The sequence below is a fragment of the Geothrix mesophila genome (assembly GCF_022808835.1).
Taxonomy (GTDB): Bacteria; Acidobacteriota; Holophagae; order Holophagales; family Holophagaceae; genus Geothrix; species Geothrix paludis.
In genome coordinates, this window is record NZ_JAKZLD010000003.1 from 383380 (window position 1) to 409702 (window position 26323).

Genomic DNA, 26323 nt, shown 5'->3' on the forward strand with positions numbered 1-26323 from the left:
CAGCTCCTCTCGGAGACTGCCGTGTGTCCACAAGACCCGTCTAGTGCTCGGATTCAAACCGCCGGTTCTGCACTCTCCGCACCGCGCCATTCCGCGGTTCCAGGCCGAGAGATGGGAGTGCGTCCTCGGGGCAAAGCCGCTCCGGGGGCCGCCCGGATGGTCGCCTTGGGGGCCGCCCTTGGCGCGGTCCTGCTGCTCGGCGCGTGCAGGGCGCCGGGCATGAAGCTCCGGGAGCAGCCCTCCCGGCCGGAAACCACCCGGGTCGACGGGCTGACGGTCTCCTTGCAGCCGCTGAACCTCACGGCCGTCCAGGCCCAGGAGCGGCCGGCCGGCGAGACGTTCTCGCTGGAGGGCCTGCTCGCACAGACTCCCCCGGTCTACCTGGTCGGCCCCCAGGACATCCTGCTGGTCACCGTCTGGGATCACCCCGAGATCACCCTGCCCCTGGGTCAGTACCGGCAGGACTCTGCCGCCGGCACCGTGGTGGACGAACGCGGCGACCTGTTCTTCCCCTACGTCGGGAAGTTCCATGTCGCGGGACTTTCCGTGGGCCAGGTCCGGGACAAGCTCGCCGCGCTCCTGAACAGGGTGCTGCAGAATCCGCAGGTGGACGTGAAGGTGATCGCCTACCGATCGCAGAAGGTCTATCTGGGCGGGGAGGTCCGGAACCCGGGCGTCTATCCCGTCAACGACGTGCCGCTCAGCCTGACCGAGGCCCTGAACCGCGCCGGCGGGCTCCTCCCGACGGCCGACGACAGCCGCATCCTCCTCTCGCGGGGCCAGAAGACCTGGACCCTTAATTTCCAGGCCCTGCTTTCCCAGGGCAACCAGGTGGGCCAGATCCTGCTGCAGAACGGGGATTCACTCCAGGTTCCGCATCTGAACGATGCCCCCATCTACATGATGGGCGAGCTCCTGCGGCCCGGGACGACGCCCCTGGTCCACGGCCAGCTCTCGCTGGCGAAGGCCATCCAGGATTCCGGCGGCATCCAGGGACAGACCGCGGACCCGAGATGCATCTACGTGATCCGTCAGGGTTCCTCACTCAATGCCGTGGATGTCTTCCACCTGGATGCCCGCAATCCGACGGCCATGATCCTCGCGGACCGGTTCCCGCTGCGACCCCGGGACATCGTCTATGTGGACAAGGGCACGGTGGTGCGTTGGGGCCAGGTCGTGAACCTCATCCTGCCGGCCTACAGCGGCCTGCTGCAGACCGCCGTCAGTGCCAAGTACCTGGGCTCCTCGTCGAACTCAAGACCATGAAGACTGGCTGTACCCCCGCCATTCACCGCATCCTCGTCATTTGTGAAGGCAACCACTGCCGGGGCCCCATGGCCGAGGCGATGCTGCGCGCAGCCCTGCCTCCCGGCATCCAGGTGACGTCCGCCGGGCTGAACGCCCTGGAGGGCCTTCCGGTGGATCCCGAGGTGTCCCGGTTGATGGCGGAGGCCGGCCTGGATGTCTCCGGACATGCAGGTCGGCAGCTGACCGAGGAGATGCTGCTGGCGGCCGACCTCGTCCTGGTCATGGACCTTCCCCAGAAAGCCTGGTGCGAGGCGACGACCCCCAGCCTGCTCGGCCGGATCTTCCTCCTCGGGCACTGGCGCCCGGAGGGGGCCCAGGAGATTCCGGATCCCTTCCGCCAGGGGTCCGAGGCCTTCCGCACAGCCTTCGAGAACATCCACCTATCCGTGTCAGACTGGCTGCCCCGCTTGGCACATGAGCAGAGGTCTGCATGAACAGCCCCCTCGCCACCGGCATTCGACCCTCCCGGCTGGATCCGGAGGAACCCCGCCCCCGCCCCTTGAAGCGGCTTCACGAGCCCGAGGAGATCGGGCTCACCGAATGGCTCGCCAACCTCTGGGAGGGGAAGCACCTCATCCTCGCGGCGCTCGTTGTGTTCGTCGGGCTGGGTGGCTTGTACGTCTGGCAGGCGGCCCCGGTCTACCAGGTCCAGGCCCTGCTGCAGGTCCAGGCCAAGCGGACGGGCCCCTCGGACCCGGCCTTCGCGAAGATGGAGGGACTGCTTTCCGCTCCCTCGGATACGCCGAGCGAGGTCGAGATCCTCCAGAGCAACCTGGTGCTGGGCCGGACGGTGGAGGCGCTCAGCCTCGACCTTCGCGCCCGCCCGAAGCTGTTCCCCGTCTTCGGCGCCGCCCTGAACCGTGGGAACCCGGAGGCGCCCAAGATCGACCTGGAGTCGTTCGATGTGCCGGACGATCTGCGCGGGACGGTGTTCGGCCTCCGCGCCCTGGGAGACGAGGCCTTCCAGCTGGATTCCCCGAAGGGCGCCCCCCTGGGCAAGGGCAAGGTGGGCCAGCCCCTGTCCGTGTCGTACGTGGGGGAACCCCTCAAGCTGGTCGTCCGCTCCATGCAGGCCAAGCCCGGGCAGGTCTTCACGGTCGAGCGGAGCTCGGTGACCGACGGGATCGCCTCGCTGCGCGCCAACCTCGACGTGGCGGAAAAGGGCAAGCTCACGAACGTGCTGGGGCTGACCCTCACCAGCACCAATCCGGCCCTCGGCGCGAAGATCCTGAACGAGATCATCGACCAGTACATCCACCACAAGGTCGAGGGGAAGAACTCCACGACCATGAAGACCCTGGAGATCCTCAAGGAGCAGCTGCCCCAGGTGAAAGCCAAGCTGGACGATTCCGAAAACCGGCTCAACCAGTTCCGGACCCGGACCGGATCCGTGGATCTCGCCCGCGAGGCGGACGCCTACCTCCAGCAGAGCACCAACCTCAAAACGCAGGTGTCCTCCCTCCAGCAGAGGCGCCAGGAACTTCTCCGGACCTACCGGGAGGACGCCGACGTGGTGGCCACCCTCGACAAGCAGATCGCCCAGCTCAAAGCCGAGAACGGGCGGATCGAATCGAAGGTCCGCACCCTGCCGGGAGCCCAGCAGGAGGTGGTGCGCCTGTCCCGCGAGGTGGCGGTCAACACGGAGCTCTACACCGCGATCCTGAACAACATCCAGCAGCTGCGGATCGCCAGTGCGGGCGAAGTGGGGGGCATCACGGTGGTGGATTCCGCCACGGCGGATCCCAAGCCCGTGGCGCCCCGGAAGACGCTGCTCATGGGCCTGTTCACCTTCCTCGGCCTCCTGGTCGGCATCGGCCTCGCCATCCTCCGCAAGGCCATCAATCCGCGCATCGAGGATCATCGCCTCGTCGAATCCAAGCTCGGGCTGCCGGTGCTGGTGACCATTCCCCACAGCAAGGCCCAGGAGGCCCACAGCCAGGCGATCCGGAACGGCGAGGACGGCCTGCACCTGCTGGCGACCCTCAACCCGGATGACCTTGCCACCGAGAGCCTCCGCAGCCTTCGCACCAGCCTCCATTTCTCCAGGAAGCACGCGGCCGTGAGAACGATCATGGTGACCGGGCCCTCGCCGAACATCGGGAAATCCTTCGTGGCGGGGAACCTCGCCGCGGTGCTGGCCCGGTCCGGAAGCCGTGTGCTGGTGGTGGATGCCGACCTCCGGAAGGGGTCCCTGCACCGCCACTTCTGGTCGAAGGACCGGACAGGCGGGCTGTCGGACGTCCTGGCCGGGATGGCGGAATGGGAGACGGTGGTCCACAAGACGCCCGTGCCGAGGCTCTCCCTGATGATGTCCGGCTCCATCCCCATGAACCCGTCCGAGCTGCTGATGACGCAGGCCTTCGACACTTTCCTGGCCCAGGCCTCGAAGGCCTACGACTGCGTGATTCTGGACGCCCCGCCCGTGTTGGCGGTCACCGACTCCCTCCTCATCGGGGCCAAGGTCGACGGCGTCCTGCTCGTGGTGAAGTACGGTGCCCACTCCCTCGACGAGTTGCGGGCCTGCCTCACCCAGCTCGATCGCGCGGATCTTCCGCTGATGGGCTGCGTCTTCAACGATGTCGAGCCTCTCGGCGTCGTGGGCAACTACACGCACTACCGGTACGCCTACCACTACCGGTACGAGTGACGAACCCCGACGGGGCCGTCACTCGCCGCCGGAGGCCGACGCGGGCCGCGCCACGCGGCGGGCGTCCTCCGTGAACCAAGTTGCATGAATCGGGGCGCCGTGAGTCATTCGGAGACTCCCGTTCAGATGACCCATCTCATGAGTCTGATGGGGTCTTCGCCAGCGCTAGGCTATCGATGGCCTTTGCGAGAGTGGATAGCCGAAGATGATCGAACAGGCCTGCGAGCTCGAGGTCCACGCCGAACGTGCTCTTGATCTGGATGAGCAGTCCAATGCCACTCATCGAGTCGCCCCCCAGGTCGAAGAAGTCATCATCAACGCCGACCGTATCCCGCTTCAGCAGATCGCACCATATCGCCGCGAGGGCCTGCTCGGTCCGGGTGCGGGGCTTTCCACCTTTTTCGGCGCCAGCAGTCTCGCCGGTCCAGGGCGGCAGGGCCTTCCGGTCGACCTTTCCGTTTGGCGTGAGCGGGAGGGCATCCAGGAAGACGAAGTGGGCCGGAATCATGTATCCAGGAATCCGTTCCTTGAGGAACGACCGCAGCTCCGCGATATCCGGCCTACCGTCGTCACGGGCGACCACATACGCGACCAGTTGCTTGACCCCGGACTCGTCCTCGCGCGCGAGGACCGCGCAGGACCATACCTTCGGTTGTGCCGCGAGGGCCGCTTCGATCTCGCCAAGCTCGACCCGGTAGCCGCGGATTTTGACCTGGTCGTCGATCCGGCCCAGGTATTCCAGGATTCCATCCGCCCGGTACCTTGAGAGGTCTCCAGTCTTATACATGGTGGCGCCTGGAATGCCGCTGAAGGGGTCGGGCAGGAAACGCTCGGCCGTGAGTTCCGGCCGGTTCAGGTAACCGCTCGCCACGCCAGCACCACCAATGTAAAGCTCGCCCATCTCGCCGGGCGGAACCGGCCGCAGACTGGAATCGAGCACATACAGCGAGGTGTTCGCGATCGGTCGCCCGATGGGCACAGGTCCGCTGGTCGGATCTTCCGGCCGCACTTCGTGGACACAGCAACCGACGACTGTCTCGGTAGGGCCATATTCGTTGATGATCCGCGTGTCAGGCGCCAGATCGCGCCAGAGTTGGAGGCTTTCGGCCAACAGGTTCTCGCCACCAACCACGAAGACCCTCACCATGCCCGGCACGTGGGTCGGGCTGATCTGTTTGTTCAGCAGTTCCAGGTGCGACGGCGTGATCTTGACGAGACCGTGGCCCCCGGCGCGCTGCAACGCCGTCACCAGGTTCTGCGCGCCGGCATCCTCCGGCAGGAGCTCGACCGTGCCGCCCGCCAGCAGCGGCGTGTACAGGCTGGTCACCGTGAGGTCGAACGACACGGAGGAATGAACCGGGACCCTGTGGCCGGGCCCGACGGCATAGGCCTGAATCGCCCACCACAAATAATTGACCAGGCCGCTATGGACGATCATCGCGCCTTTGGGTCGGCCGGTCGATCCAGATGTGTACATGACATAGGCCAGATGGGACGGATGGGCGACCGGCGCAGGATTGTCGTGGGCTTGGTGTTCGATCAGCGGCCAGCCGCTGTCCAGGTAGATCGCCTCGGCGCTTAGTGACCCGAGCACCGGGCGGCACTTCTCCTCGGTCAGCAGCCACCGCGTTCCGGCATCGCCGATCATGAAGGACAGCCGCTCCGGTGGGTAGGTCGGATCCAGAGGGACATAGGCACCACCTGCTTTCCACACCCCGAACAACGCCGCGACCATCTCCGGGGAGCGCTCAAGACAGACCCCTACGAGCACGTTCGGACCCACGCCGCGTTCGCGGAGGTGGTGCGCCACCTTATTCGCGCGCTCATTCAATTCCCGGTAGCTGACCTGTCGCGCTCCAAAAGCGAGGGCGACGGCGTCGGGGGTCCGGGCCACCTGCTGCTCGAACAGCTCGTGTGTGCAAACGGGTGGGAATTCGGCGCGCGTATCGCTGATTGTCATAAGGACCGCCCCACGATTTCTTTCATGACCTCATTGGTGCCGCCATAAATTCGCTGTGCCCGGCTGTCGCGCCACATGCGGGCGATCGGGTATTCCTCCATGTACCCGTATCCCCCATGAAGCTGGACGCACTCGTCGATGATTCGGCATTGGCAGTCGGTCAGCCAGTACTTGGCCATCGCCGCGCTCACCGGGTCCAGCCGCCCGGCGATGTGCTGTTGGATGCAGCTGTCCACGAATACGCGCCCGATCCGAGCCTCGGTCTTGCATTCCGCCAGCTTGAACCGCGTGTTCTGCAGATCGATGAGCGGGTTGCCGTAGATCCGCCGCTCCTTCGCGTAGCGTGTCGTCATCTCCAGCGCGCTTTCCGCGGAGGCGACGGCGGCGAGTCCGATCGACAGCCGCTCGTAGGTGAGCTGCTCCATGAGTTGCAACAGTCCGCGACCCTCGCCGGCGCCAAGCAGGTTCTCGGCGGGGACCCGCACGCCGTCGAAGAACAGCTCGCACGTGTCCAGGGGGTGCCGACCGACTTTTTGCAGGATCTGGCCAATCCGGTAGCCGGGGAGGTTTCCGGTCTCGACGACCAGCAACGACAGCGCCTTCATGCCGGTGGCCTTGGGGTCCGTCCGCACGGCGAGACACACGAGACCCGCATGCCATCCATTGGTGATGAAGGTCTTGGAACCGTCGATCACGTAGTCATCGCCCTCCCTGCGGGCGAGGGTCCTGAGGGACGCCAGATCGGACCCAGAGTCGGGTTCCGTCATCCCGATCGCACCGACGAGGGTCCCGTTGGCCATGCGGGGGAGCCAAGCTCGTTTCTGCGCCTCGCTGCCATAGGCCAGAATGTAGTGGGCCACGATGCTCTGGACCCCGGCGCCGAACGGAATCCCCGCCCGCGCCAGCTCCTCCACGACGACGGCTTCATGCGCGAAGGTCCCGCCGCCCCCGCCGTAGGCTTCAGGGACGTCCGGCAGCAGCAATCCCGCTTGGCCGGCTTTGATCCATGCGTCGGAATCCGGGCGGCCCTGCGCCGCCCAGAGGGCCTGGTGCGGGGCGAGGTCGTGCTCGACGAAGTGCCGGACCGTCCGCCGGAAGATCCGTGTATCGTCGGTCATCCACGGGGACTCGTAACCGAGTGCTGTCATCGAATGGGATCGCCTCAGAAGAATAAAGGTCATATCATGTTCGACAACGGATTGCTACAAGCTTGTCGACCGCCGCTGGGCATCACCGGGAGCCCATGACCTGCGGGCTCCCTTCCTGACCTTTCGAGATGCCGCCTCCGCCCCGGAACAGCCACCCGGTGGAATCACCCCCGGAATCAACTCATTCCTTCAAACCATCAGGTGTGGCATGCACATTGAAATCACCCCCTATACGGCTGCGCACGAAGAGGCCGTGCGGGCGTTCAACACGCGACTCGCCGCGGCAAAGCTCGATCCCAACCTGTATACCTTTCATTTCACGGAATCTCATGTTCCCAAGTGGCTGCCCCGGCGGGAAGGATTCGATCTGTACCAGGAATATTTCGTGGCTGTCGATGAACAAGGAGGCATGCACGGCGGCTACGGGTTGAAACATCAGCCCTTTCTGCTGAAGGGGGAATATCTGGTCATGCAGGATTACCAGAACCCGATTTCCGAAGGCATTGCCGACCGAACCTACGCCATGATCGGGGCGAAATTGTACTGGGATGCCCTTCGCAGGCATCCTCACATGTGGGGGCTGGGCATTGGGGGCCTCCACATTCCCATGGCGAAATTCCTGCTTTCAGCCGGATGGCAGACGACCCCGGTCCCATTCTGGTTCAGGGTCATCCATCCGAATGCATTCCTGCGCAACATCACCATCTTGCGGAACACCCCCTTTCGGCGGATCGTCTTCGATGTCCTCAGGTTCAGCGGCCTGGGCTGGCTGGGCGTCAAGACGCTCTTCGGCCTGAGAGGCGGCCGTCGTCCCTCGGCGGATGTGTCCTGCGAGGTTGTTCCCGAGTTCTTTGAATGGGCCGATGCCGTCTGGGACAGCTGTAAAAACGACTATTCACTGATCGCGGTGCGCGATCACCGCATCTTGAATGCCCTGTACCCGGCCACCAACCCACGGTTCATACGCCTGAAGGTCATGCGGGACCGGCAGATCGTGGGCTGGGCGGTATTGCTCAATACCCAGATGTCTGGGCACAAGCAATTTGGCGATATGCGGGTGGGCACCCTGGTCGATTGCCTCGCCAAGCCCGCCGATGCCCGGGATGTCGTCGCCTGCTCCAGGAAGGTCCTCGAAGATGGCGGGTCAGACCTGGTCATCTCGAACCAGGCCAGCCAGGCCTGGTGCCTGGCGTTGCGGACCACGGGCTTCCTGGAAGGCCCCTCGAATTTCCCGTTTTTCATGTCCCCCAAGCTGGCTGCCCTGCTTCAACCCCTTGGGGAGAGCGCCGCAGGCTTCCACCTCAATCGCGGCGACGGTGATGGACCCGTGCATCTCTAGAACTGACGATCAAGTCTCGGATCCCTCAGCTGGCCACGGGTGCGGGGCCCGAACCAGCAACCGCTGGTTGGCGGGAAGGACCGGAGGCTCTGGACGCGTTATGGGTGGATTGGGGCCAGTTCCATGAACGTCAGGATGTCCGCTGTCACACGGCGGACGTCGTAGGTCTCCTCGGCGATCCGCCGGCCTTCCGCCCCGAAGCGGGCGATCAAGCCCCGGTCCTTGGCCAGCTTCGCCATGGCCTCGGCGAGCGCGTCGCTGTTCCGCACCGGGACGAGGAAGCCGTTGCTTCCATCCCGGACGGTGGCCCGGCAGCCGGGGGCGTCCGTGGTGACGACGGCCCGCCCCATGGACATGGCCTCGAGCACGGATCGGGGCGTCCCCTCTCCGTAGGAAGGCAGCACCAGGACGTGGGCGGCGGCCAGGGCCGGGCGGACATCTCCGGTCTCGCCGAGGTACTCCACGATGCCTTCGCGGGTCCAGGCCTCCACCTGCCCCGCCTTGATCGCGTTCGGATTGCTGTCCAGGGGCCCCAGGATCTGGAAGCGCGCCCCCAGGTGCCGGTCCGAGAGGGTCCGGCAGGCCTCGACGTACTCGTTCAGGCCCTTGTCCCGCAGCAGCCGTCCCACGAAGAGGAAGGTCACGGAGCCAGGGGGGAGCGGCGACTGGACATAGTGGTCCAGGTCCACGCCTGAGCCGTTGACGATCCGCCAGGGGTGGCCCTCCGGCAGCATGCCTTCGTTCTGGAAGAAGGCGAGATCGTCCTTGTTCTGGAACAGGACCCCCCGGCACTGGCGCAGGGCCCGCCGGTAGAAGGCCTTCACCAGGCGCCGGACCGCCCGCTCGCGGAGTCCCGAGGGGGTGCCCTGGAGCGTGGTTCCCCGGCCGGTGATCATGGCAAAGCGCTGGCGGACCCCCGCCTGGCGAGCGGCCAGGGTCCCGAAGGCCACAGCCTTCACCTCGTAGGCCAGGAGGGCTTCGAGGCGCAGGTGGCGGAACAGGTTCCGCAGGCGGAGGAGGCTGGCCAGGTCCCGGAGGGGGTTCAGGCCCGTGCGGTCGAGGACGATGGGGACGTACGTGGCGCCGAGCGCCCCCAGGCTCGCCTGGATCTCGGCGGTGCCGCCCGGGGCGATGCCGTAGACCTCGTGCCCCGCCCGGGCCATCTCCGAGATGAGGTGGCCGCGGAAGTTCACCAAGTCTCTTGCCTCGCCTCCCAGCACTCCGATCCGCATCAGAGCCGGGCCGCCTGGGTCGCGAACCAGGGAACCAGCTCATCCAGGCCCTGGGCCACGGAATGGGTGGGCTCGTAGCCCAGGTGGGCCCGGATTTTGGAGAGATCCGCCTGGGAATGCCGGATGTCTCCCTCGCGGGGCGGGCCGTACAGGGGGTCGCGGCGCTCGAACCCCGGATGCACGGCGGCGAGGCGCTCCACGATCATCCAGTAGAGGTTCGTCAGGGACGTGGTGCCGCCGTAGGAGACGTTGAAGACTTCGCCCAGGGCGCTCTCGGGAGCCACGCTGGCCAGGAGGTTGGCCTGGACGGCGTTGGCCACGAAGCAGAAGTCCCGGCTGGTGTCGCCGTCACCGTGGATGGTGCACGTCTCTCCGTCGGCCAGGGCCTGGAGCCACTTGGGCATGACCGCCGCGTAGGGTCCGTTGGGATTCTGGCGGGGACCGAAGACGTTGAAGTAGCGGAAGCCGAGGGTCTTGAATCCGTAGGTCCGGGCGAAGATGGCCGCGTACTGCTCGCCGATGACCTTGGTGAGGGCGTAGGGGGACAGGGGGTGTCCGGTGCGTTCCTCGACCTTCGGAAGACCGGCGTCGTCCCCGTAGACGGAGCTGGAGGAGGCGTAGGCCATCCGCCGGACACCGGCGTCCCGGGCGGCCACGAGCATGTTCAGGAGGCCGTCCACGTTGGACTGGTGGCTGGCGATGGGATCCTTGATGGAGCGGGGCACGGAGCCGAGCGCGGCCTGGTGGAGCACGACCTCGCTGCCTTCGCAGGCCTGCCGGCAGGTATCCAGATCCCGGGTGTCGCCTTCGACGAAGGTGAACCGCGCCCACGCCGCCGGGGAAACCCCCTGGCGCACGTTCTCCAGGTTCCAGGGCCTCCCTGTGGAGAAGTTGTCGAGCCCGACCACGGTCTGGTCCAGCTCCAGGAGCTTCTGGAGGACGGATGAGCCGATGAACCCGGCCACGCCGGTCACGAGCCACCGCTTCGGGTGGGCCCTGAGGTCCTCGCAGAGCGCCAGGTACAGACTCATCACAGGCTCCAGTACGAGATGGGATTCGGGAAGTCCGCCGGCTGGAAGCAGGACTTCACGTCCACGACCACAGAGGTCGGCTTGAGGCAGGCGCGAAGGGAGGCGGGCCCGCCGTCGAGGAAGGCCTGGTGGCTGACGGCGAAGACCAGGGCATCGAGGTCATGGAAGGTGTCGAAGGGTGAGAGGTGGATCCCGTACTCCTCGTGGGTCGCCTCGTGGTCGGCCAGTGGATCATGCACCAGGGGATGAACCCCGAACTGGCGGAGCTCCTCGACGATGTCGGGCACCTTGCTGTTCCGGATGTCGTGCACGTTCTCCTTGAAGGTGAGGCCGAGGATGCCGACCTTCGCGGTCTTCACCGGGATCTGCTGCTGGATGAGCAGCTTCACGAGCTTCTGGGCCACGTAGGCGCCCATGGTGTCGTTGATGCGTCGGCCCGCGAGGATGACCTGCGGCTGGTAGCCCAGCTCCTCGGCCTTGGTGGTGAGGTAGTAGGGGTCCACGCCGATGCAGTGGCCGCCCACGAGGCCGGGGCTGAAGGGGAGGAAGTTCCACTTGGTGCGCGCCGCGGCCAGCACCTCTGCCGTGCGGATGCCCACCTTCTCGCAGATGATGGCCAGCTCGTTCATGAGCGCGATGTTGATGTCGCGCTGGGTGTTCTCGATGACCTTGGCGGTCTCCGCCACCTTGATGGAGCTGGCCTCGTGGATGCCTGCGCAGATGACGGCGCCGTAGACGCCGGCGATGGTCCGGAGGGTCGCCTCGTCCTGGCCGGACACCACCTTCACGATCTGGTCCACGGTGTGGACCTTGTCACCGGGGTTGATGCGCTCCGGCGAGTAGCCCAGCTTGAAGTCCACACCGCTCTTGAGCCCCGAGTGCTTCTCCAGCACGGGGCCGCAGATCTCCTCCGTCACGCCGGGGAAGACCGTGGATTCGTACACCACGATGGCGCCCGGGCCGATCACCTTGCCCACGGTCTCGCTGGCCTTGAGCATGGGGGTGAGGTCGGGGCGGTTCCAGCCGTCGATGGGCGTGGGCACGGCCACGATGATGAAGTCGCAGCCCCGCATGTCCTCCGGGTCCGCCGTCATCTTCAGCGTCGTGCCGCGGAGGGCCGCGGGATCGGCCTCCTTGGTGCGGTCCACACCGCCCTTGAGTTCCGCGACCTTCTCGGCATGGATGTCGAATCCCACCGTGCCGGGGAACTTCTTCGCCAGCTCCAAGGCGAGGGGAAGTCCGACATATCCGAGACCCACGACTGCGATGCGCATGATGCTCCACTCCCGGTGACCTAGATGGTTGACCTTTCGATCCGTCCAATGGTTGCTGCGACGAGGCGATTATTTCTCAATCAAGTGCTAGTGGCTAATGGATTTTTGATAAGCCCTCGGATAGCCAGGTCCCTTGTTCGTGGATCTCGTGGATCCGGCCGGAGCGGTAGGCGTACGTCATGTCTGAGACGTCCAGGCATTCGGGGGTGCGACGGACCGGTATCATCCACGCCCTCCCGCGGCGACTTCGTGGAAGGGTGGGCGCGGCGGGCTGGTGCGGGTCCGGGCCGCCAGCTCGCCCATGGTCATGGGCACGACGCCATAGCGGTCCCGGAGTGCCACATGGCATCGCAGCAGCTCCTCGAGGTTGGCCAGGTTTTCCTGCAGCCGGGTTCCGAAATTGTGGGGGTGCCACCAGAGGTGGAAGCTCTCCCCGGCCCGGGCCGCCGCGGTCATGGCCTTCTTGATGCGCCGGAGACGCAGGCCCTCCAGGCGTTCCAGGGAGGGGTGGATCGGGCGGAGGAAGCGGCTGGAGGGGCAGTTGACCAGGCCCGCCTCTTCGCCGGGTATGAACCCGTTGGAGCCCGAGAGATTGACATAGTGGTCCATCAGGCGCGCCACGCGCCGGGAGGCGGAGTTCCCCTCGTCCACGGACTCTCGGTACATCCAGGCCTTCTCGTTGCCGCGGAAGCAGGTGAACCCGGCCTCGGCGCAAACGGGCAGGTAGTCCAAGTTGTACTGGTTCCGCGGGAACACGAAGCTGACGGGGTGGACGGTGAGGCGCTGGATGGCGGCGATGGAAGCCTCCAGGTCTGCCCGGAACTGGGCCTTGGTCTGTCCCTTCTCGAGGCAGTAGAAATGGGAGAAGGTGTGGCTCCCGAGCTCCTGGCCCTCGCAGTCGAGAATCTGGCGGATCATGGACAACCCGAAATGGTAGGGGTCGGAGCGCTCGTCGGCTCCGATCTCATCCAGGGCCAGGTAGGGATTGAGCCTCTCGCAGTCGTAGGTGGGTCGCAGGTCAGGCAGGTACTCGAGGAGCTCCTCGCGTCGCTCGAAGAGCGTCATGCCCACAGCGGCCCAGGTGGCCTTGATGCCATACCGCCTGAACAATCCAAGCATGGCCGGGATGGCTTCGCGTTCCCCCAGGATGTGGTCCCCGTAGGTCTGGATGGACTGCTTGTCGCGGAGGCCCCAGAGGAGCTCGAAGTCCAAGGAGATGACAAAGGCAGGTGCCTGCTTCGGCAGGAGCTTCCGGGTCGTCGCCGAAGTATGGCGGACGAGGTCCTCCCACCGCTCGATGATGCGTTCCTGGTCGTAGCGGGTGACCATGTGCTCCCGGCCGACCGCACCCATCCGGTCACGCGTGGGGGCATCCAGGACCATTGCGGCCAGCATCTGGCTCGCCAGGGCTGCCGGATCGCGCGGGGGAACGATCCACCCAGAGAGGCCCGGGGCGACCAGCTCCCGGATCCCCCCGACATCCGTCGCCACGACAGGAAGGCCTGATGCCAGCGCCTCCATGACGGCGTTGGGAAGGCCTTCCCAGGCTGAAGAAAGCACGAAGGCATCCGCTGCCTTCATGAGCCGCGCCACGTCGGTGCGCTTCCCGAGGAAGCGCACGACCTGTCCCACCCCGCGCCTCTCCGCCTCCGCCCGGAGGGCGTCGATCTGCTCACCCCCTCCCGCGATGTGCAGGCGGAACCGGGGGTTGGCCGCTGCGCACAGCGCCGCCGCCTCGAGCATGGAGGGGTAGTCCTTCGCCGGATTGAGGGTTCCGACGGCGAGCCACAGGAAGGCCTCCGGGGCGACGCCGAGGTCGGCCCTCACCTCTTCCCGGGGAACGGGTGAGGGGTAATCCGAGGTGAACATCCCATTCGGAATCACCAGGGTCTTCCTCGGCGTGAGGACCTTCCGCGAGACCATGTAATTGATTCCCGCCTGGGAGTTCGAGACGGTCAGATCGACCAGCGGTTCCGTGATCCGGTAGACCTTTGCACGAAGAGAGGTCTTGGTGAAGGCGGTCCGGAGGGAGCCGATGATGATCGGGACGCCCGCCAATCGACCGCACACGCGGCCGATGACGTCGGAATGGTAGCTGAAGCAGATCAGCACCGAAGGCTTCCAGGTGCGCAGCTGCCGGAGGAGCCGCAGCGTCATGCGGATCGGAATGAGAGGATGGTCCTTGGGCATCCGGTGCGGCTCGCAGGACAGGTGCGGGATGCCATCGGCCTGGAGCTCCTCCTCGAAATCACCGCCGGGAAAGAGGGAGAGGATGCCCACCTTCCAGCCCCTTCGGTGCAGCGATGTGCAGATCCGGACCAGCTGGGTTTCGGCCCCCCCACGGCCCAATTGATCGGTGAGAAACACGATGTCGTACATTCAGGCACCGGCGGGGAAAGGACGGGTCGATGGGACGCGACGCAGGGATGCCAGCGCGGCCTCCGTGCGGCGGACGAGAATCTCGGTGCTGAACTCCGAGCACATCCGCGCGCGCTGGGCCATGCCCTTCGCGGCGCGGGACGCCGCGGGTTCCCCCAGGAGTCGGGAGATGGCCGCTGCCAGCGCCCGATCATCGCCAGGGTCCACCACAGCCTCAGGGTCACCCACCAAGCGCTCGGAATCGCCTGCCCGGGTCGAGACACAGGGGACGCCGCAAGCCATGGCCTCGCCCAGAACATTGGGAAAGCCCTCGTCGGTCGAGGACAGGGCGAGTACGGTCAGGGCGTTATAGACGGCGGGCATCTCGGCACAGGCACCGGGCCACAACACGCGATCCCCGAAACCAAGGGTCTCCGCCTGCCGCTTCAGGGACGCCGAATAGCCCGTCGGCCCGCTTCCCACACAGACGAAGCGGGCTCCAGGCCAATCAGCGGCGATCCGTGCGGCGGCGCGCAGGAAGGTGGGGTGGTCCTTCACCGGTTCCAGGCGGCCCACGATGCCGATGAGCGGCTCCTCTGCGGGCACGTTCCAGGCCCGGCGTTGCTCCAGGCCGCTGGGCGGGGCCGGCGCGAACCGGATGACATCGAATCCGTTGGGGATGACCAGCATCCGGGGCCCCCGCATGCCCATGGCCTGGTGACTGGCCTGCCCCGCCTCAGAGTTGAAGATGATCAGATCCGTGAACCGGGCCAGGCGCGCCGAGATCCTGAGCAGCCAACGGGACCGGCCATCCAACAGCGAAACGTCGCTGCTGGTGCGGCGGATGCCCCAGGCCACGGGCCTGCCAAGCAGGCGCCCCAGCAGCAGGGCCGGCAGGTTGGCGTCCATGTACCCATGGAGGATGTCCGGCTGGATCCGCCTCAGCAGGGCCAGCAGGCGGGGAAGCGCGGTCAGGTACCCGGCACCGCCCCTCCGCTTGTGGAGGCAATGCCAGGTGCTCTCCGGGATCCCCTCCGCCTCACCCCACAGATGGTTCTCGCCGTGCGCCTCGGGGCCATAGAACACCACGACGTGGACCTCGAACCGGCGCTTGTCCATCCCCCGCACCAGCTCGCACAGCTGCCGCTCGGCCCCGTGCGCGATCAGGGAAGGGATGAGGAACGCGACGCGGGTCCGGATCACGATGCCCCCCTCGTCCGTTGCCTCCTGGTCATGGTCAGGATCTTCCGGGAGAAGCCCACCATCCGGTCCAGCGGGGAGAGGCGGCGGCCGCCAAGGGCCCTCGCCTCGCCGAGGGAGATCATTCTCGGTCCCAGCTGTTCCAGTCGCTTCCGGAAGAGGGGCATCTCCCTTTTGGAGAGAAGACCGAGGTGGTAGCAGAAGGTCCACACCCCCCAGGGCATGGGCCGCATCATCGCGTACTGCTGGGGAATCCACACGGTTCCCTGGTCGTCCTGATAGGGGCCGAAGGCCATGCCATCGCTGATGGTGCGGATCCCCAGTTCCCTCAGCGCGGCCACGGTGACCAGATCGAAGGAATGGGAAGGCGCGATCCATGCGTCTGGCCGGACCCCTTCGCGGGCGAAGATCTCCAGGCCGAGTTTCAGCTTGTGAAGCTGTTCCTCGTAGGGAAGGCCGGCGAATTCGCTCTTCGACGGGAAGCCGAGGATGCCTGACTCTGAATTCACGCTGAGGTGCTGGTACCCGTGGAGGCCGATGGCCCATCCCCGCGCCTGCCAGCCGCGCACCCGATCCCAGAAGTCGGGTGCCGGCGGATCGACCATCAGCTTCGGATCCTGATTATCGGGAACCACCGCCAGGATCGGCTTCACATCCTGCGCGACCAGGATCTCTTCGACGGTATTCCAGGTCGACCAATCCATGGTCGGGCAGATGTCGTCGAAGCGGAGCAGATAGCGTGGACCGTCGAAGTGGGTGCTCATCGAGGGTGCTCCGGCAGGCTGGACGGGGAGGAGGTCTCTTGAGAAGAGGCCAAGCATGGCCTTCTCGATATCCCGGGCCAGGGCTTGGCCGCCGAACCGTGTCGAGATCCGGGCCCGGCGACGTGGAGGTCGGACCGGTCCCGGTCCATCGCCCGCACCCATGGCGTCAGCTGCCGCTCGGCGCTGTCGGCCGCCAGGGCATTGATGAGGAACAACACACGGGGTTTCCGGGTCATTGGGTCATCGCCCTTCGTTCGCGCAGACGCCGCCGGGCGGTCCAGAGGGGCCCCATGATGCGGTGCGTCCAGACGTATTCCGAGAACCCTTGCCAACGATCGGACAGAGAGAGCCTCCGCCCCGCGTAGTCCTGGAGCACGGATGGGACATCCGTCAGACGGGACGCATAGGTGCGGAGGGACTCGACAAACATCTCCAGCCGCTGGGGGGTCCAGTGGTTGTGGTGATTGCACACGGTCCAGATGCCCGCGGACCTGGGCTGGAAGTCCCAGAGCTGCTGGGGTATCCAGGTGATGCCGTTGGTCTCGGTGAAGGGCCGGGGCCAGAGGCCGTCACTGATGCGGGTCAAGCCGAGGTCCGCGAGGATCTCCACGGTGGTGCGGTCGAAGGAATGGGAAGGCGCCACCCAGGCTTCGGCCCGGATGCCCTGCTGGGCGAAGATCGCCAACCCGGATTTCAGCTTGGCCTCCTGCTCCGCCCGCGGAAGACCCGCGAACTCGCTCTGCGGGGTCAGCTTCAACATCCCGGGGTTCCGGTTCACGTAGACGTGCTGGTACCCATGGATCGCGATGGTGTAGCCCATGGCCTGCCAGCGGCGGACACGGGCCCAGAAGTCCGCCTGGGGGGGGTCGACCATCAGTTTGCGGTCACGGTTATCGGGCACCACCGCCAGGATGGGCTTCACCCCGAACTGGACCAGGCGAGCCTCGATGGCCTCCCACATGGCCCAGTTCATGGTCGGACAGATGTCGTCGAAACGCACCAGGTAGCGGCTGTCATTCATGCGGGCCGTCTCCTTCACCACGGATTCGATGGCCAAAACGGGAGCGGCAATCGGTTGGGAAGGCTGTCGATATCCATGGAACAGGATTCTCCAACAAGACTTCATCTACAATACCTTTGGATGTCAAAAATCGATAGAATGACGTTTAATAGTCGTGTCTATCCCTGGCCTCGGCCAGTCCCCCACCCCATGCATGAGGAAAGAACGCATGAAGATCTGCTTTTTCATCTGGGGCCTTCGAGCCGCCGGTGCGGAGCGGGTGCTCTCCTTTCTCGCGAATGACTGGTCGGCGGGGGGGAGGCGGGTCGTGGTCCTGACCATGGAGGATGAGGGGAAGGCGCCTTTCTACCACCTGGGCCCTGGCATCGAGGTGCGACCCCTGAACCTGCTGGGAGAAAGCCACACCCTGCTCTCCGGGCTCTTCAACAACCTCCGCCGGCTCCGCAGCATTCGCAAGGCGATCCGCGAGGCCCAGCCCGACGTGCTGATCGCCTTCATCGACAAGGCCAACATCCTGGCGGTCCTGGCGTCGCGGGGGCTCGGCATCCCCGTCATCATCTCGGAGCGCACGGATCCCTCCAGGCGATCGCTCGGATGGCGCTGGGGGCTCCTGCGCGATCTGGCCTACCCCCGAGCCGATACCGTGGTCTTCCAGTCGCAGGCCGTGCTGGAGTGGTTTCCCGCCGGGGTCCGTCGGAAAGGAGTGGTCATTCCCAACCCGGTGCCCCCGCCACCACCCATTCAGGGGGGCGATCCCGGGAACGCGCCGTCCCACCGTCTCGTGGCCATCGGAAGGTTGTTTCCCGTCAAGGGGTTCGATCTCCTCCTGAGGGCCTTCGCCCTGGTCCGGGAGCGGGCGCCTGGGTGGACGCTGGAGATCTGGGGTGAGGGGCCGGAACGGAAGGCGCTGGAGGCCCAGGCCCTGAGCCTGGGTCTGTCCGGATGCACCCGCTTTCCGGGCCTGACCGAGGATCCCTACGCGGTCCTGCGCGGCGCGGACCTGTTTGTCATGCCCTCCCGCGCCGAAGGGTTCCCGAATGCCCTGGCGGAGGCGATGGCCTGCGGGCTTCCTGTGGTGTGCACGGATTTCGGGGGCGCCGCGAGGGAGATCATTCTGGACGGCGTGAATGGGCGCCTGGTGCCGCCCGAGGATCCCTCGGCCCTGGCCGAGGCCCTGGTCGCCCTGATGTCGGACCCCGCGGGCCGGGCACGCCTCTCGGCACGAGCCGGCGAGGTGGTGCAGCGGTTTTCGGGCGAGCGGGTCCTGGCCCTGTGGGAGGACGCCATCCAGCAGGCCAGGGGCCGGAAGGTCCCCGCGGGAGGTGTCGCGTGTCCAATGTGATCTTTGCCTGTTGGCGTGGTCCCCAGGGCGGGCTCAGCGAGGGCGATCTGAGGCGCGTGGCGGACCGGATCACGCCCTCCAACGTGACCGGCCACCCCCATCGGGTGGTGATGGGGACCTTGGAGGGACTGTGCCTCACAGGTCCCGTGGGGGCGGCCACGGCGAAGGAAACCTCGGCTCATCTGGGAGCCTTCGCGGGTTCCTGGCCGGCTTGGCACGAGCCCGGGTCCCCGGTGCCGGATGGGACTTTCGCCCTGGTCCGATCCGATGGCGGACGGGTGGAGCTGTGCAGCGATTTCGCGGGATCCAGGACGCTCTGGTACGTCCTCACGGAGACCCGCTTCCTGGCCTCGACATCCCAGCGGGCGCTGGTCGCTCTCATGGAGGGCCTGGAGTTCAACCGGGCGGCCTTCGCGTGGTTCCTGTCCTCGAGCACGCTCGGCCCTTCGGACGGCTGGGACCGGCGCATTCACCGCCTGCCCCAGAACGCCCGCCTGGTGCTGGACCGCCAGCGGTGGACCCTGGACCTTCGCACCACCCCGATCGAGTTCAGCCCCAGACCGATGAACGCCGCGGCCTGTCGGGAGGAACTGCTGGGGATCATGCGGGCGGCCATCCAGCGATTCGATTTCACCTCCGAGCGCTGGGCCCTGCCCCTGTCGGGAGGCTACGACAGCCGGTTCATCCTTGGAGTCCTGGTGGAAGCTGGGACGCGGCCCCCCACGATGACCTGGGGACTCGCGTCCTCCCTCCACCAGCCTGGCAACGATGCCTTCATCGCCCGGAGGATCGCCTCGCACTATGGCCTCGCCCATGACTACCTGCTCTCGGAGCGGTCGGAGGATCCGCCCGCGGCGGTCGTGGATCAGTTCCTGGCCGCCAGCGTGGGTGCCACGGACCAGCTCTTTCCCTACCTGGATGGCCTGCGCATGTGGGCCTCCTTCGCGGCGAACGGAATCTCGGGGGTGATCCGAGGTGATGAGGGCTTTGGCTGGATCCCCGTGAGGTCCGTGCGGCACGCGAGGACCTCCGTGGGCCTGACCATGCTGGGGGATTTCCTGACGGAGGCCGAGGCCGAGGAGCTCGCGGATGGCGCGCAGCGACTCCCGGAAGCGCTGGAACACCGAGCCGGCGAATCCATCCCCGCCTACCGGGACCGCCTCTACCATGGCCACCGGATCCCCGTCGGCCTCGCCGCATTGAATGACGTGAAGGCGCCCTTCGTGGAGATCGCGAGCCCGCTCCTGTCTCGGGAGGTGCTCTCCTTCGTCCGCCAGATGCCCGACGACCTGCGCACCAGCAAGGCGGCCTTCAGCCAGATCGCGAGGGCCGCGGGCCCACCGGTGCCCTATGCGACGATGGGTGCCGACGACGACCGCAGCGACTTCATCCATTCGGAACCCTACCTGCGCTGGCTCCGCGAGGAACTCGAAAGCGGGACCGTCGAAGCCCTGCTGCCGGCTTCCTGGAGGGCCCGCCTCCTGGGCCACCTCTCGGAGACTTCCTTTGCGCCGACCTCCAGCCGGACAGTGAGGGCCGCCCTCAAGCGGGTCATCCCTACCTCCTGGATCCGGGCCGTCAAAGCCCGGATGGGGCCTGAGCTTCCATCGTGGGGGTTCCTCGCGCTTCGCACGGCGCTGGCCAGCCGCTTGGTGCGCCTGCTCGAATCGGATGCCAAGGCGATGAGAGAGGGTTCTCGATGAACCTTCGGGCCATGTGAGAAGTGTTTTTGGGGAAAAACATGTAAACAATGAAATTGTAAAATGTTATTAACATGCTGATGCCTTGACAGGAAACGAGAACATGGAACCATGACGAAAACCAGTGGAACTGGTCGGCTGACTGAGCATTCGACGGGGTTCGTCACCCTGTCGAATCAGAACCTGAGATCCCTGAGACGCCCAATCTAGAGGTGGATTCCTACATGGTGGTGGTCGCATTGCGACGAGTCTGGGCCCGCCTTCCCCTGGCCGCGGCCAACCGGGGCGTGCTGCGGGCCGTGCTGACCGTCGGGTTCTTCGCGGTGGGCGTCAAGGTGGTGTCCGTCGTGAAGGAATCGGTGGTCGCGGCCGCCTTCGGCACTTCCAACGCCCTTGACGCCTTCGTGATCGCCACTCTGGCGCCCTCGGTGGCCGTCAGCCTCATCTCCAATTCCCTGAATGCGGCCCTGATCCCCACCTACATCGATGTCCGCACCAAGGAGGGACCCGCCTCGGCGGGGCGGCTCTATGCCACGGTGCTGCTGCTCAATCTCGCGCTGCTGACAGTCCTCTCCCTGGTGGTGGCCCTGACCTCGCCCCGGTGGCTGCCCATCATCGCCTCGGGGTACTCGCCCGAGAAGCTGGCCTTGGCTCAGCGGCTGGTCTACTGGTCCATGCCCATGGTGGTGGCGACAGGGTTGTCCACGACCTGGGGGGCGATCCTCAACGCGCACGAGAAATTCGGCGTCGTGGCCATGGCCCCGGCGCTGAATCCGCTCGCGATCCTGGTCGCCCTGGCGGTGGCCTACAAGGTCTGGGGCATTGGCGCCCTGTTGGCCGGAACCCTTCTCGGAGCCGCCCTGGAAGCGGGGGTGATCGGCATCACCCTTTTTCGAAGGGGGCACTCCCTCCTGCCCCACTGGCACGGGATGACTGGGCATGTCCAGGCTGTCCTCGCGCAGTATGGGGCCACCATCAGCGGGGCCTTCCTGATCACCTCCATGTCGCTGGTGGACCAGGGCATGGCTTCGATGCTCGGCCCCGGGAGCAACAGCGCGCTGAGCTATGGGATGAAGATCCCCACGGCCTTCGCCGGCCTGGGCATGGCGGCCCTGGGCACCGCCGTGCTGCCGCGGTTCTCGCAGTTCGCCAGCGAGGAGAACTGGCTGGAATTCCGCCGGACCCTCTGGAAGTACCTTCTCATCGTGGGGGCCTTGAGCATCCTCTTGGCCTGCCTGCTCGCGGCAGGGTCCACGCTCATCACCACCATCCTCTACGAGCGGGGTCGGTTCTCGGCCCAAGATACCGGGCTCGTATCCCAGATCCAGATGTTCTATCTGCTGCGCCTGCCGATCCCGATCACCGCGACCTTGCTGGTGCGGGCCCTCAATGCCATGCGCGCCAACCAGATCCTGGCCGCGATCGCAGTCCTGCAGGCGATCCTGAACGCGGTCCTCGACTGGGTGTTCATGCAGCGGATGGGAGCTCCGGGAATCGCGGCTTCATCCCTGGGGGTCTCCCTGGTGGCCTTCACCTGCGTCTCGGTGTCCGTCTGGTGGCTGCTGGGCAAGCGGTGCAAAGGAGTCGCGAGCCATGGCTGAAGGGGGCGTACGGGTCTTCGTTGGTGGGGATATCTGCCCGATCGGGCGCATGTCCGGTCCCTTTGGCAGGGGTGAATCCGATCTCATCTTCGGGGATGTGCTCGATCTCATCCGGGGGTGCGACTTCGCCGTGGCGAACCTGGAGTGCCCGCTCGCCGAGGAGAGCCGCCGGCCGGTCCCGAAATCCGGGCCCAACCTCCGGGCGCTTCCCGGGGCGGCGGAGACCCTGCATCGGAGCGGGTTCGGCGCTGTGGGTCTCGCAAACAACCACATCATGGACTTCGGGCAGGACGGCCTGAAGGACACCCTGAGCGCCTGTGCCTCGGCGGATCTCGGCACCTTCGGAGCCGGCGCGACATTATCGGAAGCCCGCAAGCCCCTCATCGTCACGCGGAAAGGCGTGCGCATCGCCTTCCTCGCCATCGCGGAAGATGAGCGCTGCCTGGCGACGAGCTCGCGTCCGGGGGCGAATCCCGCCGACCCGATCTGGGTGGTCCGCACCCTGGCCGAGCATCGGGGTCGGTTCGATCGGTTGGTGATCCTCCTGCATGGAGGAACCGAAGGCTTCCAGTACCCCGCACCGTGGTTGAGGGAGACCTGCCGGTTCCTGGTGGAGCAGGGGGCCGATGTCGTGGTCTGCCAGCACTCCCACTGCGTCGGCTCCATGGAGGCCTATCAAGGTGGAACGATCCTCTATGGGCAAGGGAACTTCATCTTCGATTACGCCGATCATGGTCCGCTGGGCGGCCAGGGGTTGGGGTTGGTCATCACCTTCCACGATGGACAACCCGCGAAGGTGGCGTTGCATCCGATCGAGCAGCTCGCTGGTGGGGGTGGCATCCGGCGGTCCTCCGAACGGGAGGCCCAGGCGCTCCTGGAGAGGTTGCGGGTTCAATCAGACGTGCTGGAGGATCCCGAACGGTACAGCCAGGTGTGGAACGCCTTCTGCGATCAGCGTCGCGCTGGGTTTCTGACGCGGCTTTTCGGGTTTGGAAGGTGGCTCCAGCGGTTGAACCGTCGCGAATGGCTGTTCCGCCATTTGACCCCGGCTGATCTGCTCAGGATCTACAACCTGGTCAGTTGCGAAAGCCATCGGGGCGCCCTTCGGACCTCCCTCGATAACCTGATTGATCGGACGATTCCGCCGGAGGAGGGCCGAGGATGACGGAACGCCGCGCGACCGGGCTCCCGGAACCGGGCCCGACCCGATCCTGGGCCACGGAGCTGCTCCAGGATGGGGATGGTCAGAACTATGAGTTGCGCGGGACCTGGGCCTTCGTGACCTGGGGAACGATGGCTACCATCGCCCTCGTTCCCTTCACGAACGTATTCGTTCCGATGACGAACCGTCAGTACTCGATGATGAGCGTGACCCAGCTGTTCTTCTGGGTCTGTCTCCTGCTCTCGCCGAGGGTGCTCAAGCGGGGCTTTTCACCCGTCCTCGTCTGGTTGGGGGTCCTGTTCGGCATCCGGTACGTCTACGGTTCACTGCTTTCGACCCTCCCGGCCCAGATGACCGATTCGACCCGCAACATGATTCGGCCCATGCTCTGGGCCTGGATCCTGGCTGCCGTCATGAGGGATGACCAGCTGAGGAAGCGGGCCTGCGACGTCTTCGTTCTGGGTTGCACCCTGGCGGGAACCCTTCATCTGATGGGCATCGGGATCGGCGCCCCGATCGTTGAAGCGCTCGGGGAGCAGCGCGTTTCCGCCTTTGAGCTGAACCCGAATGTGCTTGGCGTCATCTACGCGACGGGCTTCGTCATCGCCATCGCCCGGGTGATCCAGCCCCGCACGGGCTATGGGTGGGTGGCGCGGCTGCTGTTCCTCGGGGCGGGAATCATCATGATCCTGGGTCTCCTCCTGACGGGCTCCCGCACGGCTGCCATCTTCGCTGCCATCGGAGTCGTGACGGTGGTGGCCATCGAAACACGGCGTGCGCGATGGTCTCTGCCCGCGGTTCTGGTGTCGATGATCTTCATGGGCCTGGTCGTGGGCGGAGGTCTGGCCAAGTCGATCATCGAGAAGCGATCCGAACATGTGGTGAATGCCGACATCAGCGGCGAGGACCGCGCCCGGATGGCGCCGGTGCTCATCGAGCAGTTCCTCCGCTCTCCGCTGTATGGCTTGGGCCCCGAGAATTACCGGGTGGAGCTCGGGCATCGGTCCAGGACCGGGGACTCCGATGCCGGCATCGTGGCCCACAATCAGATGGCCATGTTCGCGGTGGAAATGGGACTTTTCGGCCTCATCCCGTTCCTGATCATTTGCGGCCTGCTCCTCAGCCAGGCCTGGCGCGTCCGCGCGATGGAGGGGGGCCTGCCTTTCGCCCTGGCCCTTCCCTGCGTCATCACCGCCTGCACCACCGCGAACATCGCCTTCCATTGGCATTTCTACTTCATCGCGGGGCTGGTGGCGGGTGCCTACGGCGCTCACCGGAGGCTCCAGACTTCACTCCAGACATCCACTGCCATGGAGGACGAGCCATGATCGTCGGATTGAGTGATCGGATGTGCCGGACCCCGGCGGATTGGCGGGGGGAGTTCGAAAAGGCCTGCGCCGCACTTGGTTTGGAGACGCGTGGTGTGCCGGTGGATGGCCACGCCTGGATGGAGGCGGTGAGAGGCGTCGATCTCTTCGTGTGGCGCCCGACGATGGGCGACCCAAGCGAAATGGCGGAGATCCGGACCAAGATCCCGCTCATCGAGGCGATGGGAATTCCCTGTTTCCCCAATTCCCTCATGCTCTGGCTCTACGACGACAAGATCCGGGAGACGCTGTTCCTGAAGGCCCACGGCCATCCGGTACCGGAGACCTTCATCAGCTTCAGCGAAGATGAAGCGCGGACGTACTTGGACGGTGCGGCCTACCCCCTGATCGCCAAGACGCACATGGGCGCCTCGGCGAGCGGTGTGGTCCGCCTAGGGGATCGTGCCGCGGCCCTGAAGCTGCTGAAGGGCATCTTCCGGCCGCAGAGCCTCATGGAAAAGGTGATGGCGAAATTCCACTACCTGCCGCGCCTGGAGAAAGGGGACCTCCTGCTGGCGAGGAAACTCCGGTACCAGGACGCCTGTCCCAGGTACATCTACGCCCAGGAATTCATCAAGGCTGATTCGGACTGGCGCATCACAACCCTGGGCACCGACCTCCTGTCGGTCTTCGTCCGGAGGAACCGCCCTGACGATTTCCGGGCCAGTGGAAGCGGCTTGTGGGAGATGGTCGAGCCCGAGGATCTGCCCGCGGAGGCCTGCGATCTCGCCCTGGAAATCAGCAACCGGCATGGTTTCACTTCCATGGCCTACGATTTCATGCGGGGATCGAAGGGCTGGGTCATCGGTGAGATCTCGATGACCTTCGTGTTGAACGATGTCTACACCACCACCCTCTTCCGCCGAACCCCGGCCGGGTATGCCAGGCAGGCGCCAATCCCCATCGGGGTCATGCACCTGTCCGCCCTGATGGAAGCCCGGGAGCGGGGGACGGCGATCCCCCACTGGCCCATGACCTGAGGGGATGTTCCGGAGTAGTTGGAGGCGTACCGGTTTCAGACCCGCTCGGGCGCGAGGAGGCCCAGGGTGGCCAGGATCACCTTGAGGTTGCGCCAGAGGCCCGCTTTCGCGGCATAGTCGAGGTTGATCCGGATCTTGTCGGGAAGGATCGTCCCGATGTAGTGGGATTCCGGATCCTCGTGGCCCTCCAGCAGATCGCTTTCGTTCCGGTAGGCGATCGAGGCCAGGTCGGTGATGCCGGGTCGGAGGTCCAGCACCCGCCGCTGGGCTTCGGTGTAGAGTGCCACGAACCGCGGGACTTCGGGCCGGGGGCCCACGAACCCCATCTCGCCGGTGACCACGTTGATCAGCTGCGGGAGCTCGTCGAGTTTCCAGCGCCGCAGCCACGCGCCCGTCCGCGTCACCCGGGGGTCTCCGCTCACGGTGAGGGGGCGCCCGATGCGATCCGCGTCCACGACCATCGTCCGGAATTTCCAGATCCGGAAAGGGCGCCCCCCACGGCCCACCCGCACCTGCCGGTAGAAGACCGGGCCCCCATCCACGAGCCTGATAAGGACCGCCAGGAGGACCAGTCCGGGAGACAGCAGGACCAGCCCGAGGATCGCGCCCAGGAAATCGAAGAGCCGCGTCATGGTCAGGGCCTGTCTTCAAAGTGGATGCGAGCCGCGACGGGTCCAGCCGCGTGATCCAGGAAGGCGGCGGCCGCAGGGCGATGCGGGACATCGTTCAAGGCCACCAACGCACCTGGGCGCGCGGCTGGGCCCGTCCCCCTCTCCCTATCGCAGGCCCCAGGCGGGGCCTGCTCCTGCCCGGCGTTCCGCCGGGCAGAGGGCGGAACCGGCGAGGGGCGGCGCCCGGCGCGATACTGCGTCAAGCTCCTCGTCAATAG

Annotated in this window: 20 protein-coding genes; 10 read left to right on the forward strand and 10 right to left on the reverse strand. The window is 66.0% G+C overall.

The features are described from left to right. Positions 1-165 precede the first annotated feature (165 nt). Genes MLG87_RS11765 through MLG87_RS11775 form a run of 3 tightly spaced genes read left to right on the forward strand, consistent with a single transcriptional unit; the run spans position 166 to position 3955 of the window. Positions 166-1266, forward strand: coding sequence for a polysaccharide biosynthesis/export family protein (locus MLG87_RS11765; RefSeq protein ID WP_243295362.1), 1101 nt, complete (start codon positions 166-168; stop codon positions 1264-1266). Continuing rightward, a complete protein-coding gene (locus MLG87_RS11770; protein WP_243295363.1) occupies positions 1263-1742 on the forward strand; it encodes a low molecular weight protein-tyrosine-phosphatase in 480 nt (159 codons plus the stop codon). The genes MLG87_RS11765 and MLG87_RS11770 overlap by 4 nt, the downstream gene beginning before the upstream one ends. Continuing rightward, positions 1739-3955: a polysaccharide biosynthesis tyrosine autokinase gene (locus MLG87_RS11775; protein WP_243295364.1), complete on the forward strand. Its 2217-nt coding sequence runs from the start codon at positions 1739-1741 to the stop codon at positions 3953-3955. The genes MLG87_RS11770 and MLG87_RS11775 overlap by 4 nt, the downstream gene beginning before the upstream one ends. 136 nt (positions 3956-4091) lie before the next feature. Here the strand turns inward: MLG87_RS11775 and MLG87_RS11780 are convergent, their stop codons facing one another. Next, positions 4092-5915 (reverse strand): non-ribosomal peptide synthetase, encoded by a 1824-nt coding sequence (locus MLG87_RS11780; protein ID WP_243295365.1) that lies wholly within the window; start codon positions 5913-5915, stop codon positions 4092-4094. Continuing rightward, positions 5912-7033: an acyl-CoA dehydrogenase family protein gene (locus MLG87_RS11785; protein WP_243295366.1), complete on the reverse strand. Its 1122-nt coding sequence runs from the start codon at positions 7031-7033 to the stop codon at positions 5912-5914. The genes MLG87_RS11780 and MLG87_RS11785 overlap by 4 nt, the downstream gene beginning before the upstream one ends. Positions 7034-7271: 238 nt before the next feature. Between MLG87_RS11785 and MLG87_RS11790 the strand changes: the two genes are divergently transcribed. Continuing rightward, complete coding sequence (locus MLG87_RS11790) at positions 7272-8402, forward strand: hypothetical protein (RefSeq protein WP_243295367.1); 1131 nt, start codon at positions 7272-7274, stop codon at positions 8400-8402. 98 nt (positions 8403-8500) lie between these two features. Here the strand turns inward: MLG87_RS11790 and MLG87_RS11795 are convergent, their stop codons facing one another. The 7 genes from MLG87_RS11795 to MLG87_RS11825 form a co-directional block, all read right to left on the reverse strand. Next, positions 8501-9595: a glycosyltransferase family 4 protein gene (locus MLG87_RS11795; protein WP_243295368.1), complete on the reverse strand. Its 1095-nt coding sequence runs from the start codon at positions 9593-9595 to the stop codon at positions 8501-8503. A gap of 38 nt (positions 9596-9633) precedes the next feature. Then, the gene (locus tag MLG87_RS11800; RefSeq protein WP_425250891.1) at positions 9634-10668 is read right to left on the reverse strand and encodes an SDR family oxidoreductase; all 1035 of its coding nucleotides are present in this window, start codon (positions 10666-10668) and stop codon (positions 9634-9636) included. Next, the gene (locus MLG87_RS11805; protein WP_243295370.1) at positions 10665-11939 is read right to left on the reverse strand and encodes a nucleotide sugar dehydrogenase; all 1275 of its coding nucleotides are present in this window, start codon (positions 11937-11939) and stop codon (positions 10665-10667) included. The genes MLG87_RS11800 and MLG87_RS11805 overlap by 4 nt, the downstream gene beginning before the upstream one ends. Before the next feature lie 222 nt (positions 11940-12161). Beyond that, positions 12162-14318 carry a glycosyltransferase gene (locus MLG87_RS11810; protein ID WP_243295371.1) on the reverse strand — a complete coding sequence of 719 codons (2157 nt, stop codon included), beginning with the start codon at positions 14316-14318 and terminating at the stop codon, positions 12162-12164. Further along, positions 14319-15500 (reverse strand): glycosyltransferase, encoded by a 1182-nt coding sequence (locus MLG87_RS11815; protein ID WP_243295372.1) that lies wholly within the window; start codon positions 15498-15500, stop codon positions 14319-14321. Further along, complete coding sequence (locus tag MLG87_RS11820; protein WP_243295373.1) at positions 15497-16261, reverse strand: DUF2334 domain-containing protein; 765 nt, start codon at positions 16259-16261, stop codon at positions 15497-15499. The genes MLG87_RS11815 and MLG87_RS11820 overlap by 4 nt, the downstream gene beginning before the upstream one ends. 232 nt (positions 16262-16493) lie before the next feature. Further along, a complete protein-coding gene (locus MLG87_RS11825) occupies positions 16494-17282 on the reverse strand; it encodes a DUF2334 domain-containing protein (RefSeq protein WP_243295374.1) in 789 nt (262 codons plus the stop codon). Positions 17283-17490: 208 nt separating this feature from the next. On the opposite strand from MLG87_RS11825, the gene MLG87_RS11830 reads away from it, so the two are divergent. From MLG87_RS11830 to MLG87_RS11855, 6 genes are all read left to right on the forward strand, one after another. Continuing rightward, entirely contained in the window at positions 17491-18624 is a 1134-nt protein-coding gene (locus tag MLG87_RS11830; protein WP_243295375.1) for a glycosyltransferase family 4 protein, read from the forward strand. Continuing rightward, on the forward strand, positions 18612-20327 hold the full coding sequence (locus MLG87_RS11835; RefSeq protein WP_243295376.1) for an asparagine synthetase B family protein: 1716 nt from the start codon (positions 18612-18614) through the stop codon (positions 20325-20327). Before MLG87_RS11830 ends, MLG87_RS11835 begins: the two co-directional genes overlap by 13 nt. 221 nt (positions 20328-20548) lie before the next feature. Further along, a complete protein-coding gene (gene murJ, locus MLG87_RS11840) occupies positions 20549-21925 on the forward strand; it encodes a murein biosynthesis integral membrane protein MurJ (protein ID WP_243295377.1) in 1377 nt (458 codons plus the stop codon). Further along, positions 21918-23090 carry a CapA family protein gene (locus MLG87_RS11845; RefSeq protein ID WP_279341246.1) on the forward strand — a complete coding sequence of 391 codons (1173 nt, stop codon included), beginning with the start codon at positions 21918-21920 and terminating at the stop codon, positions 23088-23090. Before murJ ends, MLG87_RS11845 begins: the two co-directional genes overlap by 8 nt. Then, positions 23087-24415 carry an O-antigen ligase family protein gene (locus MLG87_RS11850; protein WP_243295379.1) on the forward strand — a complete coding sequence of 443 codons (1329 nt, stop codon included), beginning with the start codon at positions 23087-23089 and terminating at the stop codon, positions 24413-24415. Before MLG87_RS11845 ends, MLG87_RS11850 begins: the two co-directional genes overlap by 4 nt. A gap of 128 nt (positions 24416-24543) precedes the next feature. Then, positions 24544-25434 (forward strand): ATP-grasp domain-containing protein, encoded by an 891-nt coding sequence (locus MLG87_RS11855; RefSeq protein WP_243295380.1) that lies wholly within the window; start codon positions 24544-24546, stop codon positions 25432-25434. A gap of 35 nt (positions 25435-25469) precedes the next feature. On the opposite strand, the gene MLG87_RS11860 is transcribed toward MLG87_RS11855, so the two are convergent. After that, positions 25470-26066 (reverse strand): sugar transferase, encoded by a 597-nt coding sequence (locus tag MLG87_RS11860; RefSeq protein WP_243295381.1) that lies wholly within the window; start codon positions 26064-26066, stop codon positions 25470-25472. Between the last annotated feature and the right edge of the window lie 257 nt (positions 26067-26323).

Coding starts and splice junctions, on each gene's coding strand:
- MLG87_RS11770 (WP_243295363.1), top strand. CDS start 1,263: ATGAAGACTGGCTGTACCCCCGCCATTCACCGCATCCTCGTCATTTGT.
- MLG87_RS11775 (WP_243295364.1), top strand. CDS start 1,739: ATGAACAGCCCCCTCGCCACCGGCATTCGACCCTCCCGGCTGGATCCG.
- MLG87_RS11780 (WP_243295365.1), bottom strand. CDS start 5,915: ATGACAATCAGCGATACGCGCGCCGAATTCCCACCCGTTTGCACACAC.
- MLG87_RS11785 (WP_243295366.1), bottom strand. CDS start 7,033: ATGACCGACGATACACGGATCTTCCGGCGGACGGTCCGGCACTTCGTC.
- MLG87_RS11790 (WP_243295367.1), top strand. CDS start 7,272: ATGCACATTGAAATCACCCCCTATACGGCTGCGCACGAAGAGGCCGTG.
- MLG87_RS11805 (WP_243295370.1), bottom strand. CDS start 11,939: ATGCGCATCGCAGTCGTGGGTCTCGGATATGTCGGACTTCCCCTCGCC.
- MLG87_RS11810 (WP_243295371.1), bottom strand. CDS start 14,318: ATGTACGACATCGTGTTTCTCACCGATCAATTGGGCCGTGGGGGGGCC.
- MLG87_RS11820 (WP_243295373.1), bottom strand. CDS start 16,261: ATGAGCACCCACTTCGACGGTCCACGCTATCTGCTCCGCTTCGACGAC.
- MLG87_RS11825 (WP_243295374.1), bottom strand. CDS start 17,282: ATGAATGACAGCCGCTACCTGGTGCGTTTCGACGACATCTGTCCGACC.
- MLG87_RS11830 (WP_243295375.1), top strand. CDS start 17,491: ATGAAGATCTGCTTTTTCATCTGGGGCCTTCGAGCCGCCGGTGCGGAG.
- murJ (WP_243295377.1), top strand. CDS start 20,549: ATGGTGGTGGTCGCATTGCGACGAGTCTGGGCCCGCCTTCCCCTGGCC.
- MLG87_RS11845 (WP_279341246.1), top strand. CDS start 21,918: ATGGCTGAAGGGGGCGTACGGGTCTTCGTTGGTGGGGATATCTGCCCG.
- MLG87_RS11850 (WP_243295379.1), top strand. CDS start 23,087: ATGACGGAACGCCGCGCGACCGGGCTCCCGGAACCGGGCCCGACCCGA.
- MLG87_RS11860 (WP_243295381.1), bottom strand. CDS start 26,066: ATGACGCGGCTCTTCGATTTCCTGGGCGCGATCCTCGGGCTGGTCCTG.